Genomic DNA, 17,942 nt, shown 5'->3' on the forward strand with positions numbered 1-17,942 from the left:
AAAGGGGTAATCAACATTGTTTACGGTCGAGGCAGAGAGGTGGCATCACCAATCATGAAATCAGGAAAAGTTTCTGTTTTAGCATTAATTGGAAACAGTAAATCTGCCATTGCGCTTCAAGACCAACATCCCAACAAAAACAGATTGCGTTTAATTTTAGGCCTGGAGGCAAAAAACCCAGCTATTGTTTTAGCTGATGCTGATTTAGATTTGGCTATACAAGAATGCGTAACAGGTTCTTTGTCTTTTAATGGACAACGCTGTACAGCTTTAAAAATAATTTATGTTCATGAATCTGTAGCGCAAGAATTTAATAAACGATTTGCTGAAAAAGTTGATGCATTACCTTTTGGAAACCCTTGGGAAAAAGGAGTTGTATTAACGCCATTACCTGAAAAAGATAAGCCAAATTATATTCAAGAATTAATTGATGATGCACAAGGTAAAGGAGCATCAGTACTAAATAAAAAAGGAGGTCAACATTCTGAAAATTATATTTTTCCTGCCGTTTTATTTCCCATAAATAAAGATATGCGTATTTATCACGAAGAACAATTTGGACCAGTAGTTCCAATTTTAACTTTTAAGAATATTCAAGAGCCTTTACACGATATGGCCGAATCAAATTATGGTCAACAAGTAAGTTTGTTTGGAAAGGACATTAAAACCATAGCACCACTAATTGATACCTTGGTAAATTTAGTTTGTCGAGTTAATTTAAATAGTGCATGTCAACGTGGCCCAGATTTATATCCATTTACTGGCCGAAAAGATTCTGCTGTAGGAACATTAAGTATACACGATGCTTTGCGTTCGTTTTCAATTCGAACATTTGTTGCATCAAAAGACAATGTGTACAATAATGAAATTTTACAAGATTTATTAAATAACAAGGCGTCTAATTTTATAAATACAGATTATATTTTATAATAAAAAAAACAAAAGTTACAGGTTCTAAACAGGCGTTAAAATTTTGCTTAAACTTATTTTCAAGTAAAACAGCAATATTTTTTTTGTATTTTTGAAGAGAATTAAAAAAATATGACGGAAGAAAAAGTAATATTAGTAGATACTAATGATGAGCCTATTGGTTTAATGGAAAAAATGGCAGCTCATGAGCAAGGTTTGTTGCATCGCGCGTTTTCGGTTTTTATATTAAACAGTAAAAATGAAGTAATGTTGCAACAACGGGCTTCTGGTAAATATCATTCGCCGTTGTTATGGACAAATACGTGTTGCAGCCATCAAAGAGCACTCGAGTCAAACGTTCAAGCAGGAAAAAGAAGATTGTTTGAAGAGATGGGATTTTCTGTAGAATTAAAAAACCTATTTCATTTTATATACAAAGCTCCTTTTGATAACGGTTTAACCGAACATGAATTAGACCATGTTATGATAGGTTATTACAACAGTGAGCCTCAAATTAATCCAGTTGAAGTTGAAAGCTGGAAATGGATGAAAATTGAAGATATTAAAACGGATATGAAACTAAACCCTGAAATATATACGGTTTGGTTTAAAATCATTTTCAATGAATTTTATCACCATCTAGAATCACATAAAATTTAAATAATTAATAACAGTCTAAGGCTTATTACAAAAAAAATGAAAGCAACCGTTTCTAGAAAAGCACACTTTAACGCAGCTCATCGATTATATCGAAAAGATTGGTCTATGGCTCAAAACGATCTTGTTTTTGGCAAATGCAACAACCCTAATTATCACGGACATAATTATGATCTAACAGTAAGTGTTACGGGTGAAATTAATAAAGAAACAGGTTTTGTAGTTGATGTAAAAACACTTTCTGACCTAATTAAAGAGCATATTGAAAATGCCTTTGACCATAAAAACCTTAATTTAGATGTATCTGATTTTGAAGATTTAAACCCTACTGCCGAAAATATTGCAGTTGTTATTTGGAATAAACTTAGGCCCTATATTGATTCTGAAAATGATTTAGAGGTTGTTTTATATGAAACGCCTCGAAATTTTATAACTTATAAAGGAAATTAATGTTGAAATTACAAGTCGGGGATAAGGTTCCTACATTTAAAGCAAAAACTCAATCTGGCGAAAATTTTAAATTGTTAGATTATATTGGTAAGCCATTGGTAATTTATTTTTACCCTAAAGATAATACTCCAGGATGCACATTACAAGCATGTAGTTTTAGAGATCAATATCAAGATTTTCAAGATTTAGGAGCCGAAGTCATCGGAATAAGTGGAGATTCTGAAGAATCACATGATAAGTTTGCAAAAAAACATAAATTACCATTTGTTTTATTGTCTGATTTTAAAAAAAATATACGAAATGCGTTTGGAGTTCCATCTCATTTATTTGGACTTTTGCCCGGAAGAGTTACGTATGTAATTAATAAAGAAGGTATAATAGTATCTATCTTTAACAGTATAAATGCTGCCAGTCATATACCTACAGCATTAAAAGCAATTCAAAAAATGAAATAAATTTTACCTTGTAAATATTTAATATTTTTTATACGTATTATTTACCATAACCTAATATACTTATTCTTTATTTTTACAACATTTGTAATACTAAAAAAAACCCAATGAAATTTTATCCATTAACTTTTGACCCAATATTTAAAGAGCGCATTTGGGGAGGGACAAAATTAAAAACAGCTTTAAATAAATCTATATCTTCACAAATAACAGGCGAAAGTTGGGAGTTGTCAACAGTTCCTAACGATATTAGTATTGTAAATTTTGGTGTATTAAAAGGAAAAAATGTAAACGAATTAATTGATTTGTATCCCAATGAATTTTTAGGCTCTGAAGTAATAGAGCGTTTTGGTAAAGAATTTCCTTTGCTTTTTAAATTTATTGATGCTAAACAAGATTTATCAATCCAATTGCATCCTAATGATGAATTAGCAAAAAAAAGGCATAATTGTTCAGGAAAAACGGAGATGTGGTATGTTATACAAGCCGATAACAATGCTCGATTGATAGTTGGTTTTAAAGAAAATTCTAATGTTGAAAATTATAAAAAAAACTTAGAAAACAACACATTAGTCTCTATTTTAAATGAAGTTCAGGTAAAAGCGGGAGATGTTTTCTTTTTAGAAACAGGAACAATTCATGCAATAGGAGCAGGTATTGTTGTAGCAGAAATTCAACAAACCAGCGATGTTACTTACAGAGTTTATGATTTTGATCGAGTAGATGCAGCTGGTAATCATAGGGAATTGCATACCGAGTTAGCTTTAGATGCACTAAATTATAATACAACAGAAGCTCATGTTTCATATAAAAATATAATTAACACAAGTAATAAAGTAGTGCATTGTGATTATTTTAAGACCAATATTATCCCCATAGAAACGTCATATTGTTGGAATAAAACAAAAGATGCTTTTACTGTTTTGATGTGTACACAAGGTGTGTTTGATATTAATTTTAACGGAATAATTTATTCTTATAAAAAGGGAGATACGGTATTGATACCTGCTGTTATAGATAAAGTGAATTTAACAGGAAATGCAATTATATTAGAAATTTCTATTTAATTTATTGTTTGACAAATATATTGTGTAATTTTGCATCGAATTTAAAAATAAGAAAAAATGGCAAGCGTTAAAAACTTGAAAAAAGAAATCAATTACGTTTTAGGCGATATTGTAAACATTGTTTATGTTTGGGAAATGACTAACGGAGGAAAACCAACAGATTCTTCAGATAAATTAGTAGACGAAGTTTACCAAATATTTGACGGATTGATGTCAAAAGCTAATGTAAAAAACGTAGAAAATAAAAAAGCACATTTCAAACAAATTCGTTCAGAATACGAAGCAGCTGCTAATCAGTTTGTTGCACAGGTTAACGAATTAATTTAAAATAAGCTATAAAAAAAGTGCTTTATTTGTTTGGAAATTAAAAATACAAACATATATTTGCACTCGAAATTTGAGTTGCCAGCGTAGCTCAGTTGGCTAGAGCAGCTGATTTGTAATCAGCAGGTCGTGGGTTCGAGTCCCTCCGCCGGCTCAAATGTAAAAAAGGAAAGCGTAAGCTTTCCTTTTTTTATTTATATATAATTTGATTGTAAAAAGGCTAGGTTTCAACTACCTTACTTTGCCTTGTTTTCAGTTTTTTTTCTGTTATCAACATATGTAGACAACATTTTGCCATATTTAGATTCAGCAACATCAGAATTCATTTTTGTTTTAATACTATCTAAAAAGGCAATATTTATATCTGCGATTTCAGACATGGCTAAATAGGGTGCGATTTCTTTATCTGCATGTATATTTGCAAAATTAGCGGTATATAAATATTTTTTACGATTTAATTTTAAGGCTTCATTTCCAATACTGTCTTTAATCTTTTTGTTTTGGTAATTTTCAATTTCAATTTTCATTAAATCCATTCTTTTGTCGTTAAATTTAGATTTCATTTCAGAAAATTCTACATATAGATCATGATTTTTTGATCCAGTAATTTTTGCATCTGCAAAAAAGTATTTTAATGTAGTTTCGATTTTTATTGTACCAGGTTCAGCAAAAAATGATAAGTTGTTGTCTATAGAATTGGTTTGGCCTCTGTCTAAAAACAAATACAACATTTCGGGACTTTCAATGTTTATATGCACATCAAACTTAGAATTACCTTTAATTATAATGCTGTCTATAATTTTCAAAGTAGAGTCTTGAACTTGTTGGATGTATAATTTGCCTTGGCTTAGCCCTTCTATGTTTCCTGTTAGATGTAAGTTTTTATTAGCATCTTTATTACAAGAAACAAGGCAAAAAACAATTAGTCCTCCCAAAATACTTTTATGTGTCATTTTCATGTTAATTTATTTTTTTCAAAAATAGTCAAATATTGAGAGAATGACGTGTTTTGTATTTTTTTTATTAGCTGTATATTTAAATATATCGTATTATATAAAAAACAAAAAAAAACGCTTGATAAACAAGCGTTAAATTTATTCGAATTTATTTTTTATATAGTATTTAGCATTTAAATCATCATCCTCAATGGTGTTAAACTTCATGGGTTTTGGCTTAGGCTTACTAGCCACAGCTTTCTTCTTCCATAACTCAAAAATTTCTTTATTAAGTCTTTTTTTCATTATTTCGTTGATGTCCTTTTCAACAACACCAAATTCTTCTTTTATAACTTCATAAGGTTTTTTCTCATTTTGAGCCTTAATGATTATTTTTTCAATAGTTATGCTGTCAAGTTCTGAAATTTTTCTTATTTTCATTCTTATGAAAAGTAATTCACTTTATTTTAAGGGTTAGATATACAATATTAATAAAAAATGTGTTAATTTTTAATAAAATTTTAATTTTTAACAATTCAATAATTTCATCTGTTATAATATATACATTATTGCAAAAGTATTATATAATTGCTCTAAAAGTTATATTTATTTTATTTTTTTTGAAAAATGTGCTTTTTTATTTTCAATGTTTATACTAATTGTATCTATCTATTTCATCAAAATAAAAACTTTTTGATGTGTAAGGGCTTTTTTTTGGTTTCTTTTATTGTATAATATTCCATCTAAATGTTTTTCTTTCCAAAAAATGAAGAGTAACTATTGCTTTTTATTTTGCAGCAAGTATTTATAAATTAGACCACCAGTAATTGCACCTAAAATAGGAGCAGCCCAAAACAACCAAACTTGCGATAAAGGTTCTCCCTGAGTAAATAGCGCTTGTGACAAAGAACGTGCAGGATTAACGGATGTATTTGATATAGGTATGCTTATTAAATGTATTAACGTTAAAGCTAAACCTATTGCAATACCAGCAAATTTTCCATTTGCAACTTTATCTGTAGCTCCTATTATCACTATTAAAAAAAACATAGTTAATATGAATTCTGTTATAAATACGGATGTCATTGAATAGCCACCAGGTGAAAAAGCACCAAAACCATTTGATGCAAAAGCACCAGCTTGTGTGTTGTCAATTGCAAAATTTGTTTTTCCTATAAGAATTAAATAAAGAGATCCAGCCGCAGTTGTTGCACCGACACATTGAGCAATAATATATGGAACTAAATTTTTTGTTTCAAAACGGCCGCTTGCCCATAGCCCAAAGGAAACTGCTGGATTAAAATGCCCGCCAGAAATATGTCCTACAGCATAAGCCATAGTTAAAACAGTTAGTCCAAATGCAAATGCAACTCCTACAAACCCAATACCTAGGTTTACAACCTCACCAGCTGGTCCATTAAGTACCTTTGCTGCAAAAAGTGCACTACCACAACCGCCAAAAACCAGCCAATAGGTTCCAAAGAATTCTGCTAATAATTTTCTCATAATTTTCAAATTTTAGTTATTATTTATTTTTATATAAATCGAAGCTTAATAATTTAGATTATATAGGTTTTTTTTATTTGTGTTTATTTGCATTGCAGAATATTTCTTTTTGTTCTATGTTATGTTAACTATAAACGGCAATTAAATTAACTCCAATATGTTTTTGAAATGTTTAATTAAATGCTTTCACGAAAGCTTAAATTATTTTATTGAATTATTTTGAATTAAAAATAAAGGTTTTTAAAATTACGTTTAACTTCCAAGATTTATTTCAAAAAACATGTTAATTAATCTAGTTATTAATGCATTTAGAAAGCGTTTATATATTCGAAAATACATAAAATAAATTTAAAATAATAAAACTTGTTAAAGAGAAATAAGTTTATCGATTTAATGCTTTTTTGTCTGGTTAAAGTTAATATTCATGATTAAAACAGCCAATAGAATAAGTAAAACGCCGACCCATTGAGCAATTATTACGGTTTCATTTAAAATAAAGTAAGCCATTGATACAGAAACAGGCAATTCTAATGATGAAACGATACTGCCTAAACCTAAGCCTGTTTTAGGAAATCCTGAATTCATTAACATTGGCGGAATTATTGTGCCAAAAAGTGCTAAAACAACACCCCATTTGATAAATATATCAAAGTTAAAAGGAGTAATTTGAGTAAATAATGCAAAACCAGCTACTATTATGGCTCCGCCCATAAGCATAAATAAGCTTCTTTGTGCTGATGAAATTTCTAATGCTACTTTATTTGCTGTAAACATTGTTGTTGTAAAAGAACAAGCAGCCAACATGCCAAAGGCAATTCCTATCCAGTCTAATTTGACACTTGAATTTAAAAGATTAGTTGCTAATAAAGTTCCAATTAAAACAATAGTTACAGAAATAGTTTTTTGTGGTGAGGGTCTTTTTTTATCTAAAAACCATTCTAGTAAAACACCAATCCAAACGGTTTGCATCAGAAGAACAATGGCAATAGAAACATCAATATGTTTAACACATAAATAATAGAAAACACTAGTCATTCCTAATGATGTTCCTGCTAGTATTAATTGAAAAATATTTTTTTTTGACGCTTTAACAGCAACTTTATTTATTCTTTTTTTTTCACAAAAATTAATGATTAATATACCAAATATTCCATAAATAAATTGTGCTGAAGTTATTTCAGCAGTCGTAAATCCTTCTTGATAAGCTAATTTTACAAAAGTGGCTAACATGCCATAACTTGTAGCTCCTAACCCTACTAAAAAAACTCCTTTAATGATATTATTGTTTGACATCTTCTTGATTTTAAAAAGGCTTACAAATATAGAGTTTTAATACTAGCATTAAGTTTAAATGACATTGGGTAATCTTTTTGCGCACGTTTTCCATTTGGATACTTTTTGTGTATCGCTATTTCAGGACAAATTGTAATCAAAAAAAACCATCACAATCAAGTAATGGTTTTTTTGTTAAATTAGGAATTCCTAAGAATCGTATTTATTATTAAAAAGCATTTACAATAGACAAAAAGTCATCAGCTTTTAAAGCTGCTCCACCAATTAAACCTCCATCAACATCTTGTTTAGAAAAAATTTCTTGAGCATTATCTGGTTTTACACTTCCACCATAAAGAATTGATAGATCTTGAGCCACATCATTACCGTAAACTTTATCTATTAAATTTCTAATAAATTTGTGCATTTCTTGTGCTTCCTCAGGAGAAGCTGTTTCGCCAGTACCAATCGCCCAAACAGGTTCATATGCTAAAACTATATTTTTCCAATCTGCTTTTGATAAGTGAAATAAAGCATCACGTAATTGATTTTCAACTATATTAAAATGATTTTTATTTTGTCTGTCTTTTAGTTCTTCACCAAAACAAAAAATTATTCTCATTTCATGTTTTAAAGCGGTATCTACTTTAAGGGCTAATAAAGCATCATTTTCATAAAAATAAGCACGTCTTTCACTGTGTCCTAGTATAACTGTTTTTACGCCAATAGAAGTTAACATATGAGCCGAAATTTCTCCTGTAAAAGCACCGCCCTCTGCTTGGTGCATATTTTGTGCAGCAACAGTTATGTTTTTATCTTTGGTGTTCTCAATAGCAGTAGCTAAGTTTACAAATGTTGGCGCAATTATAATTTCGGTAGAGTTTGCTTGTTTTTTTGCAAGTATTTCTTCAATTAAAACAACTGTTTCGGCGTTGTTTTTGTGCATTTTCCAGTTTCCAGCTACAATGTGTTTTCTCATTTTATTTTAATTTACCGCAAATTTGCGGATTTTGTATGTTTTACTTGTAAATTAACTTAGTGTTTAAAAATAGTTTGATTTTTTATTTTAACGATTCTAAAATTTCAATTAACTTTTCATCATCAGCTTCAATAACTTTAAAAAGAGCTATTTTACCCGTTTGATCCACGACTAAATATCTTGGAATCCAATCTAAATTGATAGCTTTTCCAAAAACACCTTTCATTCCATCATTAGTTAAATAATGGTCGCCTTGAACATTATATTTTTCTATTCCTTTTGTCCAAGAATCATAATCTTTATCCATTGAAATAAACAAATAGGTTACTTCAGGATATTTTTCTTGTAATGCTTTTACTTTAGGCATTCCTTTGATGCAGTCGCCACACCATGAAGCCCATACATCCATAACTATTATTTTTCCTTCATGTTTTTTTAATATTTCTTGAAATGTAATCGCTGATTTGTCAACATCTTTCATTGTGTTTGACAAAGCCTGTTCATTAAATTCGGTTTGTTGTGCTTGAGTACAAGAAAACAAACTCATTGCTAATACTAAAATTGATGCTATTTTTTTCATGTTTTATGTTCTTTTATGATTTGGATTCGTATATTTATTTAAATTTTGAATAAGGCTTTTGAATAATTTTTTTCAAAGTTTTTCCGTCAAATTTATTAGCATCTATACCGTCAAATACTTTGACAGAATTTCCATTCCATAAGTAAAATATTCCAGGCGTATTTCTGTTGTTTCCTAATTCGTTCCAAAAAGGAATAATTTCAATAACTTTATATGGGTATATGGCTTCTGCTATTTTAAAAAATTCGGGAATTTTATAAACTTCTTCATTCATGAAAATGATATTTACATCAGGAAAATTTTTGTCTATTTTTTTCATTGCAGTTAACTCTTTTGCACTGTCTTGACAGTGATCACATCCAGGAGCAAAAAAGCAAAGTATTTTTTTGCCTCTATCAATGTCTGAAAAGTATTTTGAATATCCAGATTGTGTTAAATTAGGTTCATCTATCGTTTCATTTACTTTTTCAATAGTTTCTTTATTACTTTTTAGTATAAAAGATTCAATGGTTTTAATTATAGTATCTTTTTCAGTTGGGATACTTGTTTTGTTTATTTCTGACACATTTATTTCAACTGTAGATTCTATTGGTCGAATTGGTGCCACCATAAATAAACCTAAAATTGCGGCTAATGTAACGGTTGATAAAAACCAAGCTTTATTTTTATTTGTTTCTTTTGAGTTTAATTTATAAAACCAAATTAGCACTACTACAGCAACAATATTTTTTATGATTGCCTCAATTGGTGTCATGGGTAATAAGCTCCCAAAACAACCACAATTGCCAGAATTGCCGCCGTTTTTTAAGGTTTCATACATTAAATGTGTTGTGAAGATCAATAATAATAAAATAGACGTTGGTGTAATTATTTTTCTGACTTTAACGGGTAATAAAAATAAAATACCAAGTGCAAGTTCAATTCCAATTAAAAATCTTGAAAAATAAGGTGCAAAGTTTGCCGAAAATCCTAAGGGATATAGTTGTTTAACTTCAAAAGTTGAAATAGCAAAATATGGCGACGGGTATAACTTTGCAACTGCTGACACTATAAAAAGTGCCGAAATAACAATTCTAATTATCCAAGAGATAGCATTTTTTGTCATAATTTTAATTTTGAATAGTAAAATTAGGTGTTCTAATTTTAAAATTTGTTAATAGTTTGTTATTCTGTATTTATAGAGTGTTTTTGTCCATCAAAATTAAAGCAAACACAGCATAATTAATCATGTCTTGATAATTGGCATCTATACCTTCTGAAACTATTGTTTTGCCTTTATTGTCTTCTATTTGTTTTACTCTTAATAATTTTTGAAGGATTAAGTCAGTTAAACTGTTAACGCGCATTTCTCTCCAGGCTTCGCCATAATCATGATTTTTGTTTTCCATCAATTCTTTTGTCAACGCTATTTTTTGGTTGTAAAGCTTAATGCCTTCGTCAAAATTTAAGTCAGGTTGTTCTGCAACACCTTTATCCATTTGTATTAAAGCCATAATACAATAATTTATAATACCTATAAATTCAGATGCTTCGTCTTCATCTATTTTTCGAACTACATTTTCTTGTAAGCTTCTAATTCTTTGTGCTTTTATATAAATTTGATCTGTTAAAGAGGGCAGGCGCAAAATTCTCCATGCACAACCGTAATCTTTCATTTTTTTGGCAAATAATTGACTGCAAATAGCTATAATTGAATCGTATTGTTGTGAGGTATTATTCATTAGAATTGTATCTTTGTATATAAATATCAAAAATAGATAATATTATTTGATTTTAGAAGTATAAAAGTAGTCAAATGAAAATTAATTGTAAAGGCCAACTTATTGATTTGTCACAACCCAAAGTTATGGGCATTTTGAATATTACGCCAAATTCTTTTTATGATGGTGGAAAGTTTAGCGATGAAAATTTGATTGTAAATCAGGTCGGAAAAATGCTTAACCAAGGCGCTACATTTATTGACATTGGAGCTTATTCAAGCAAGCCAAATGCTGCATTTGTTTCGGTTGATGAAGAGCTTAATCGTTTACTTCCAGTCATTAACTTATTGATTAAAAAATTTCCTTCTATTTTACTTTCAGTAGACACTTTTAGAAGTGAAGTTGCCAAAATAGCTGTTGATAGCGGTGTTGCAATGGTGAATGATATTTCGGCAGGAATTTTGGATGAGAAAATGATGGAAACAGTTGCGCTGTTAAATGTTCCATACATTATGATGCACATGCGTGGTAATGCTCAAACGATGCAAAGTTTAACGCATTATGAAGATGTTATTCAAGAAATGATTTTTTATTTTTCGCAACAAATTCATTTGGCTCGAAGTTTTGGAATAAATGATCTACTTATTGATGCTGGTTTTGGATTTGCAAAAACAACCGAACAAAATTATGAGGTATTGCAAAAATTAGAATTATTTTCGATGCTAGAATTGCCTTTATTGACGGGTATGTCTAGAAAATCTATGATTTATAAAACATTGAACATTTCTGTAAATGAAGCTCTAAATGGCACAACAGTTTTAAACACAATTGCCTTGCAAAAAGGCGCAAAAATACTTCGTGTACATGATGTTAAAGAAGCTTTTGAGTGTGTTACATTATTTAATAAAATGAACAGTTAAATTGAAGTACTTGATTTATATAATTTGCGTTTTGTTTCTTTTTTCATGTAAAAAAGACGCTATTGAGTTGCCTAAATCTAACAAAACTATTTTAGGCGATATTGAAAACCATTCAGACATTAATTTTTTTTTTAATCTAAATAAAAAAGATACTATTCTTAGCTTCAACAATCACAATACAATTAAACCTATTAATTTAGTTTGTACTATAGATAAGCGACTGTCTTTGCGATTGGTGATGCCAGAAGTGATCAATTTATTAGAGAAAAAGAAAAACCATACTGGCAAAAAAACTGAATCTATTTATGTGTATTCGTATGCTGATTCCATTACTAATAAATTATCTTTTTACCCTTTTAGTTCAATTAGGTATAAATTTGATGCTGAATTTTCAAAATTTTATATCATAGAGCACAGCAATTTATATATGAATTTTCAAAATTTTAGCATAAATTTCAACAAAAAAAATCAAATTACGGTTGATGGAAATTACATCGATCGAGCAGAATTAATTGATTTTTTAAAAGATTTCATACCATTTGTAAGTCAAGAAAAAACTGCGCTGTTGCATTTAAATTTTGAAAAAAGTTTGTCTTTCGAACAATACATCCAAAACAAGATTTTTTTGCATGAAATTTTAAGTGATAAAGTTGTTTTTTCTCCTGTCGAATTTATTTACGATGCTAAAAAACTTCCAGATTGTGGCTGTAAACTTTAGTTGGTAAAACAGGATGTTTGCTTAACTCTAATTGGCAACTTCACTAATGAATTTAATTCGCATTAAACGCAACTCTTCAGTGTCATATTCGCCGTCAAATACTTTTAGCGCAGCATCAATTTTATCAGATTCAGACTCCATAAAATAATCATGAATTTCTTCTTGTTGGTCATCATCCAATAAGTCATCAACCCAGTATTTTATATTTAATTTAGTACCAGAATAAACTATTTGTTCCATTTCTTTTAACAAATCATCCATTGATAATCCTTTGGCTTTAGAGATGTCATCTAATGCTAATTTTCGGTCAACATTTTGAATAATATACATTTTTAAACCTGAATTAGCCCCTGTAGATTTAACAACTAAATCATCGGGTCGGGTAATGTCATTTTCACTTACATATTGATTTATCAATTCGACAAAAGGTTTTCCATATTTTTTTGCCTTTCCTTCTCCAACACCATGAATATTGCTTAATTCTTCAATTGAAATAGGATATTTAAGCGACATGTCTTCTAGGGAAGGGTCCTGAAAAACAACAAATGGAGGAACACTTAATTTTTTTGCTTCTTTTTTTCGAAGATCTTTTAGCATAGACATCAAAATTTCATCGGCAATACCTGTTGATTTTGAAGCAGTTACAATAGCGTCATCAACAGTTTCATTGTATTCATGATCTTCAGACATCATAAAAGATATAGGGTTTTTAAGATAAGACTCTCCTTTTGCTGTTGTTTTAATAACACCATAGCTTTCGATGTCTTTTCCTAATAATCCAGCAACCAAAACCTGGCGTAATAATGCCATCCAATATTTTTCGTCAAATTTCTTACCGTTACCAAAATAGGGTTGAGTGTCAATTTTTTGAGCTTTTAAAACAGCATTTGTTCTCCCTGTTAAGGTAAAAAGTATTTCTTTGGATTTAAATATTTCTTTAGTGTTTTTTACGGTATTCAGTAAAATGCAAACCTGATCTTTGGCTTCGGTTTTTTTCTTTGGATTTCGAATATTATCATCCATGTCAGCACCATCACCTGTTATGTCGTCAAATTCTTCTCCAAAATAATGCAATAAAAATTTACGTCTGCTTATTGATGTTTCTGCATAGGCAACAACTTCTTGTAATAAAGCAGACCCAACTTCTTGTTCGGCTATGGGTTTGCCCGACATAAACTTTTCTAACTTTTCTATATCTTTATACGAATTATAGGCTAAACAATGACCTTCGCCACCGTCACGACCCGCACGCCCGGTTTCTTGATAATAACTTTCTAAAGATTTTGGTATATCATGATGAATTACAAATCGTACATCTGGTTTGTCAATTCCCATTCCAAAAGCAATAGTTGCTACAACAACATCTACATCTTCCATCAAAAACATATCTTGGTGTTTTGCTCGTGTTTTTGCATCTAGACCCGCATGATAAGGAACTGTGCTTATGCCGTTTACTTGTAATACATTTGCTATTTCTTCTACTTTTTTTCGACTTAAACAATATATCACGCCCGATTTTCCTTTATTTTGTTTTATAAAGCGAATGATGTCAGATTCAACATTTTTTGTCTTAGTTCGTATTTCATAATAGAGATTTGGTCTATTAAATGAAGCTTTAAAAGTATTGGCATTTGACATTTCTAAGTTTTTTAAAATGTCTTCTTGTACTTTAGGTGTTGCAGTAGCGGGTAATCCTATAATAGGAATATCGCCCAAAAGTTTTATTATATTTTTTAAATTTCTATACTCGGGTCTAAAATCATGGCCCCATTCAGATATACAATGCGCTTCGTCAATTGCAACAAATGAAACAGGCACTTCGTTAAAAAATTTGATATAATCTTCCTTAGCCAAGGATTCAGGTGCTACGTAAAGTAATTTGGTTATACCTGATCTAATATCTGATTTAACTTGATTTATTTCGGTTTTATTTAATGACGAATTTAATACATGGGCAATTCCATATTCAGAACTGATACTTCTCATCGAATCTACTTGATTTTTCATCAAGGCTATTAATGGGGAAACTACAATTGCTGTTCCTTCTAAAACCAAAGCAGGTAATTGATAGCAGAGTGATTTACCTCCGCCTGTTGGCATAATTACAAAAGTGTTATTACCTGTTATGATACTTTTCACAACACCTTCTTGCAGTCCTTTAAATTGGTTAAAACCAAAATATTTTTTCAGTTCCTTATGTAAATCGATTTCGCTTGATTTCATTATTTTACGCTCATTTCATTTTTTAAAGTAAATTATATTTTAATAATACACTTTAAGATGAATTTATCTTAATTTAAATATGTATTAATATGATTTTACCTAAATTTGCATCTATAAATATACAACTTTCTTTAAAAAATTAATAAAAATTAATAAAATAATTTTGAAAAAAACTGAATCGATTCTGTTAAATGCAAAAAACACATTAATCTCTGAAAGTCAGAGCATTGCAAATTTGGTGAATTATTTAACAACTGATTTTTCAAAAAGTGTTGAAAAAATATATGCTTGTAAAGGTAGGGTTGTAATTACCGGAATAGGCAAAAGTGCTATTATTGCTCAAAAGATAGTAGCCACCCTAAACTCAACCGGAACACCTTCTATGTTTTTACATGCTTCTGAAGCTGTTCATGGTGATTTAGGAATGGTTTTAAAAGAAGATATTGTTTTATGCATATCTAAAAGTGGCAATAGTCCAGAAATAAAAGTATTAGTTCCTTTGTTAAAACGTTTTGGCAATACATTAATTGGTATGACCGCCGATTTAAACTCATTTTTAGGTAAAGAATCTCATCATGTTTTGCATGCATTTATAGAAGCTGAAGCATGCCCTAATAATTTAGCACCCACAAATTCTACAACGGCACAATTGGTATTAGGAGATGCTTTAGCTGTTTGTTTAATGGAATTGCGTAATTTTAAAAGTGAAGATTTTGCTGTGTACCACCCTGGCGGTGCTTTAGGAAAAAAATTATTATTACGTGTAAAAGACATGTTGGACATAACGCATACCCCGCAAGTGCATCCTGATGCTAGTATAAAAAAAGTCATTATGGAAATATCTGAAAAACGTTTAGGTGTAACTGCTGTAATTGATGATCATAAAGTAATAGGAATAATTACTGATGGTGATATTAGAAGAATGTTAAATAAAACAGATAATTTTTCAGGCTTAACCGCTAAAGACATTATGACTATAAATCCAAAAAACATTTCTTCATCACTTTTAGTTAGTGAGGCTTTAAACGTTTTGGAAAATAATTCAATTACACAATTAGTCGTTATTGATCAAGAAAAATATAAAGGAATTATTCATTTGCACGATATTCTTAAACAAGGTATAGTATAATGGCTCAAAAGAAAATTGGAGAAATGTCTTTTTTAGATCATCTCGAAGAATTACGCTGGTTATTAATAAGAAGTGCAATTGCTATTTTAATTTTAGCATTAGCGTCTTATTTTTTTATAGATTACATATATAGTGATGTTTTATTTGGGCCAAAAAACCCAGAATTTATTACCTATCAATTTTTCTGTGATATTTCAAATTATTTTGGCTTTCAAAATTCAGGAATTTGTAACGCCGAAATGCCTTTTATCATTCAAAATACAGAGATGGGTGGTCAAGTGTCCTTTATGATTTGGACCTGTATCACAGTTGGGTTTATTATGGGTTTTCCAATAATTTTATGGGAAATTTGGAAATTTATTAGCCCAGCTCTTTACGATAAAGAAAAAAAACATGCTGTTCTTTTTATTTTTGTTTCTTCTGTTTTGTTTTTTGTAGGTGTTCTTTTTGGATATTTTATCATAACACCATTGTCAGTTTATTTTTTCGGTTCTTTTTCTGCAAGTCCGGAAATTGTAAACGAATTTAATTTAGAATCCTATACAGGAATGATAAAAACATCGGTTTTAGCATGCGGGTTAATTTTTGAATTACCTATTCTAATCTACTTTTTAACCAAATTAGGATTAGTAACTCCAATTATATTGAGAAAATACAGAAAATATACCTTAATAATAGTATTAATACTTTCTGCAATTATAACACCACCCGATATTATTAGTCAAATTATTGTTGCAATACCTATAATGATATTGTACGAAATTAGTATAATAATGAGTGCGGTTGTATTAAAAAATCAACTTAAAAATGCTTAATTATGGTAAATGTAGTTCAAGAATTTAATGATTATCGTTCAAAAATGAATGAAAAGTTATTAGCAGATAATAATAAAATTGTAAAGCGAATTTTTAATTTGGACACTAATGCATATGCAGAAGGTGCTTTAGATGTTAAAACAAAAGAGCTTTTAGGATTAGTTGCTTCAACTGTTTTGCGTTGTGATGATTGCATAAAATATCATTTAGAAACGGCATTTAAAAATGGCATCACTAAAGAGGAAATGATGGAGTCAATGGGCATTGCTACTCTAGTTGGTGGAACAATTGTAATTCCACATTTAAGAAGAGCTTATGAGTTTTGGGAAGCGCTAGAAATGAGTAAAGATTTATAATTTTGATTTGTTGAGCTAAGAAATAAAGTATTGTTAATTAGCTTACCTGTTAAATAGATTCTTCGTTTATTTGTTACATAAAATACAGCAACTTTGTAACTGAGATACTCAGTAATTATAAGAAATATGAAATTAAGAGCAGAAAATTTAGTTAAAACCTATAAAAAAAGAAGTGTCGTAAATGGTATTTCTGTTGAAGTTAATCAAGGAGAAATTGTCGGCCTTTTAGGACCAAATGGCGCAGGAAAAACAACTTCGTTTTATATGATAGTAGGTTTAGTAAAACCTAATAGTGGAAATATTTTTCTGGATGATATAAATATTACAAATTATCCTATGTATAAACGCGCCCAAAATGGTATTGGGTATTTGGCACAAGAAGCATCTGTTTTTAGAAAATTAAGTATTGAAGATAATATTTTAAGTGTTTTGCAATTAACCAATCAAACTAAAGAAGCTCAAGTAGCCAAAATGGAAGAATTAATTGCCGAATTTTCTTTAGAACACATCAGAACAAATAGAGGTGATCTTCTCTCTGGAGGTGAGCGTAGAAGAACCGAAATTGCACGATGTTTAGCAACAGATCCAAAATTTATTTTGCTTGACGAACCCTTTGCTGGTGTTGATCCTGTTGCCGTAGAAGATATTCAGCGAATTGTTGCTCAGTTAAAAAACAAAAATATTGGCATTTTAATTACGGATCATAATGTTCAAGAAACACTAGCAATTACTGATAAAACTTACTTGATGTTTGAAGGTGGTATTTTAAAAGCGGGTAGGCCCGAAGAATTAGTAGAAGATGAAATGGTAAGACGAGTATATCTGGGTCAAAATTTTGAGTTGCGTAAGAAAAAATTAGAGTTTTAGTTTTGTAACAATGTGATTTAATGCAACATTCGTCATAAATCAAATTTATTTGATATAAAAAATCCCGAATTGAATCGGGATTT

Annotated in this window: 21 protein-coding genes and 1 tRNA gene; 13 read left to right on the forward strand and 9 right to left on the reverse strand. The window is 29.8% G+C overall.

Annotated features, from left to right (window positions below; all coding sequences use genetic code 11):
* From AABM47_RS05080 to AABM47_RS05110, 7 genes are all read left to right on the forward strand, one after another.
* Window positions 1-930 (forward strand): aldehyde dehydrogenase family protein (locus tag AABM47_RS05080; protein WP_338409845.1); only part of this gene is annotated, 930 nt, incomplete at its 5' end.
* 111 nt (window positions 931-1,041) lie between these two features.
* Window positions 1,042-1,569 (forward strand): isopentenyl-diphosphate Delta-isomerase, encoded by a 528-nt coding sequence (idi, locus tag AABM47_RS05085; protein WP_338409846.1) that lies wholly within the window; start codon window positions 1,042-1,044, stop codon window positions 1,567-1,569.
* Between the two features lie 36 nt (window positions 1,570-1,605).
* Window positions 1,606-2,016 carry a 6-carboxytetrahydropterin synthase gene (locus tag AABM47_RS05090; RefSeq protein WP_338409847.1) on the forward strand — a complete coding sequence of 137 codons (411 nt, stop codon included), beginning with the start codon at window positions 1,606-1,608 and terminating at the stop codon, window positions 2,014-2,016.
* A gap of 2 nt (window positions 2,017-2,018) precedes the next feature.
* A complete protein-coding gene (locus AABM47_RS05095) occupies window positions 2,019-2,471 on the forward strand; it encodes a peroxiredoxin (RefSeq protein ID WP_338409881.1) in 453 nt (150 codons plus the stop codon).
* Window positions 2,472-2,575: 104 nt separating this feature from the next.
* Window positions 2,576-3,535 carry a type I phosphomannose isomerase catalytic subunit gene (locus AABM47_RS05100; RefSeq protein WP_338409848.1) on the forward strand — a complete coding sequence of 320 codons (960 nt, stop codon included), beginning with the start codon at window positions 2,576-2,578 and terminating at the stop codon, window positions 3,533-3,535.
* Window positions 3,536-3,592: 57 nt separating this feature from the next.
* Window positions 3,593-3,862, forward strand: coding sequence for a hypothetical protein (locus AABM47_RS05105; RefSeq protein ID WP_338409849.1), 270 nt, complete (start codon window positions 3,593-3,595; stop codon window positions 3,860-3,862).
* 77 nt (window positions 3,863-3,939) lie between these two features.
* Window positions 3,940-4,013, forward strand: a tRNA-Thr gene (locus AABM47_RS05110).
* A gap of 82 nt (window positions 4,014-4,095) precedes the next feature.
* Here AABM47_RS05110 and AABM47_RS05115 read toward each other — a convergent pair.
* From AABM47_RS05115 to AABM47_RS05150, 8 genes are all read right to left on the reverse strand, one after another.
* Complete coding sequence (locus tag AABM47_RS05115; protein WP_338409850.1) at window positions 4,096-4,818, reverse strand: DUF4369 domain-containing protein; 723 nt, start codon at window positions 4,816-4,818, stop codon at window positions 4,096-4,098.
* Window positions 4,819-4,953: 135 nt separating this feature from the next.
* Complete coding sequence (locus AABM47_RS05120) at window positions 4,954-5,235, reverse strand: DUF2805 domain-containing protein (protein WP_338409851.1); 282 nt, start codon at window positions 5,233-5,235, stop codon at window positions 4,954-4,956.
* A gap of 336 nt (window positions 5,236-5,571) precedes the next feature.
* On the reverse strand, window positions 5,572-6,300 hold the full coding sequence (aqpZ, locus tag AABM47_RS05125) for an aquaporin Z (protein ID WP_338409852.1): 729 nt from the start codon (window positions 6,298-6,300) through the stop codon (window positions 5,572-5,574).
* A 390-nt stretch (window positions 6,301-6,690) separates the two neighbouring features.
* Window positions 6,691-7,593 (reverse strand): DMT family transporter, encoded by a 903-nt coding sequence (locus AABM47_RS05130; protein ID WP_338409853.1) that lies wholly within the window; start codon window positions 7,591-7,593, stop codon window positions 6,691-6,693.
* A gap of 208 nt (window positions 7,594-7,801) precedes the next feature.
* Window positions 7,802-8,551 (reverse strand): triose-phosphate isomerase, encoded by a 750-nt coding sequence (gene tpiA / locus AABM47_RS05135; protein WP_338409854.1) that lies wholly within the window; start codon window positions 8,549-8,551, stop codon window positions 7,802-7,804.
* A gap of 82 nt (window positions 8,552-8,633) precedes the next feature.
* Window positions 8,634-9,131 (reverse strand): TlpA disulfide reductase family protein, encoded by a 498-nt coding sequence (locus AABM47_RS05140; protein WP_338409855.1) that lies wholly within the window; start codon window positions 9,129-9,131, stop codon window positions 8,634-8,636.
* Window positions 9,132-9,165: 34 nt separating this feature from the next.
* Window positions 9,166-10,236, reverse strand: a complete 1,071-nt coding sequence (locus AABM47_RS05145) for a DoxX family protein (RefSeq protein ID WP_338409856.1) — start codon at window positions 10,234-10,236, stop codon at window positions 9,166-9,168.
* 70 nt (window positions 10,237-10,306) lie between these two features.
* Window positions 10,307-10,852 (reverse strand): DUF1599 domain-containing protein, encoded by a 546-nt coding sequence (locus tag AABM47_RS05150; protein WP_338409857.1) that lies wholly within the window; start codon window positions 10,850-10,852, stop codon window positions 10,307-10,309.
* 74 nt (window positions 10,853-10,926) lie between these two features.
* Between AABM47_RS05150 and folP the strand changes: the two genes are divergently transcribed.
* Together folP and AABM47_RS05160 are read left to right on the forward strand one after the other, a co-directional pair.
* Window positions 10,927-11,751, forward strand: a complete 825-nt coding sequence (gene folP / locus AABM47_RS05155) for a dihydropteroate synthase (RefSeq protein ID WP_338409858.1) — start codon at window positions 10,927-10,929, stop codon at window positions 11,749-11,751.
* 10 nt (window positions 11,752-11,761) lie between these two features.
* The gene (locus AABM47_RS05160; protein ID WP_338409859.1) at window positions 11,762-12,469 is read left to right on the forward strand and encodes a hypothetical protein; all 708 of its coding nucleotides are present in this window, start codon (window positions 11,762-11,764) and stop codon (window positions 12,467-12,469) included.
* Between the two features lie 27 nt (window positions 12,470-12,496).
* Here the strand turns inward: AABM47_RS05160 and AABM47_RS05165 are convergent, their stop codons facing one another.
* A complete protein-coding gene (locus AABM47_RS05165) occupies window positions 12,497-14,692 on the reverse strand; it encodes a RecQ family ATP-dependent DNA helicase (protein ID WP_338409860.1) in 2,196 nt (731 codons plus the stop codon).
* Between the two features lie 163 nt (window positions 14,693-14,855).
* Between AABM47_RS05165 and AABM47_RS05170 the strand changes: the two genes are divergently transcribed.
* From AABM47_RS05170 to lptB, 4 genes are all read left to right on the forward strand, one after another.
* Window positions 14,856-15,821, forward strand: coding sequence for a KpsF/GutQ family sugar-phosphate isomerase (locus AABM47_RS05170; RefSeq protein ID WP_338409861.1), 966 nt, complete (start codon window positions 14,856-14,858; stop codon window positions 15,819-15,821).
* Window positions 15,821-16,636 (forward strand): twin-arginine translocase subunit TatC, encoded by an 816-nt coding sequence (gene tatC, locus AABM47_RS05175; RefSeq protein WP_338409862.1) that lies wholly within the window; start codon window positions 15,821-15,823, stop codon window positions 16,634-16,636. The genes AABM47_RS05170 and tatC overlap by 1 nt, the downstream gene beginning before the upstream one ends.
* Before the next feature lie 2 nt (window positions 16,637-16,638).
* On the forward strand, window positions 16,639-16,992 hold the full coding sequence (locus tag AABM47_RS05180) for a carboxymuconolactone decarboxylase family protein (RefSeq protein WP_338409863.1): 354 nt from the start codon (window positions 16,639-16,641) through the stop codon (window positions 16,990-16,992).
* Window positions 16,993-17,118: 126 nt separating this feature from the next.
* The gene (gene lptB / locus AABM47_RS05185) at window positions 17,119-17,859 is read left to right on the forward strand and encodes an LPS export ABC transporter ATP-binding protein (protein WP_338409864.1); all 741 of its coding nucleotides are present in this window, start codon (window positions 17,119-17,121) and stop codon (window positions 17,857-17,859) included.
* Window positions 17,860-17,942: the final 83 nt, after the last annotated feature.

The sequence above is a fragment of the uncultured Flavobacterium sp. genome, assembly GCF_963925415.1.
Lineage (GTDB): Bacteria > Bacteroidota > Bacteroidia > Flavobacteriales > Flavobacteriaceae > Flavobacterium.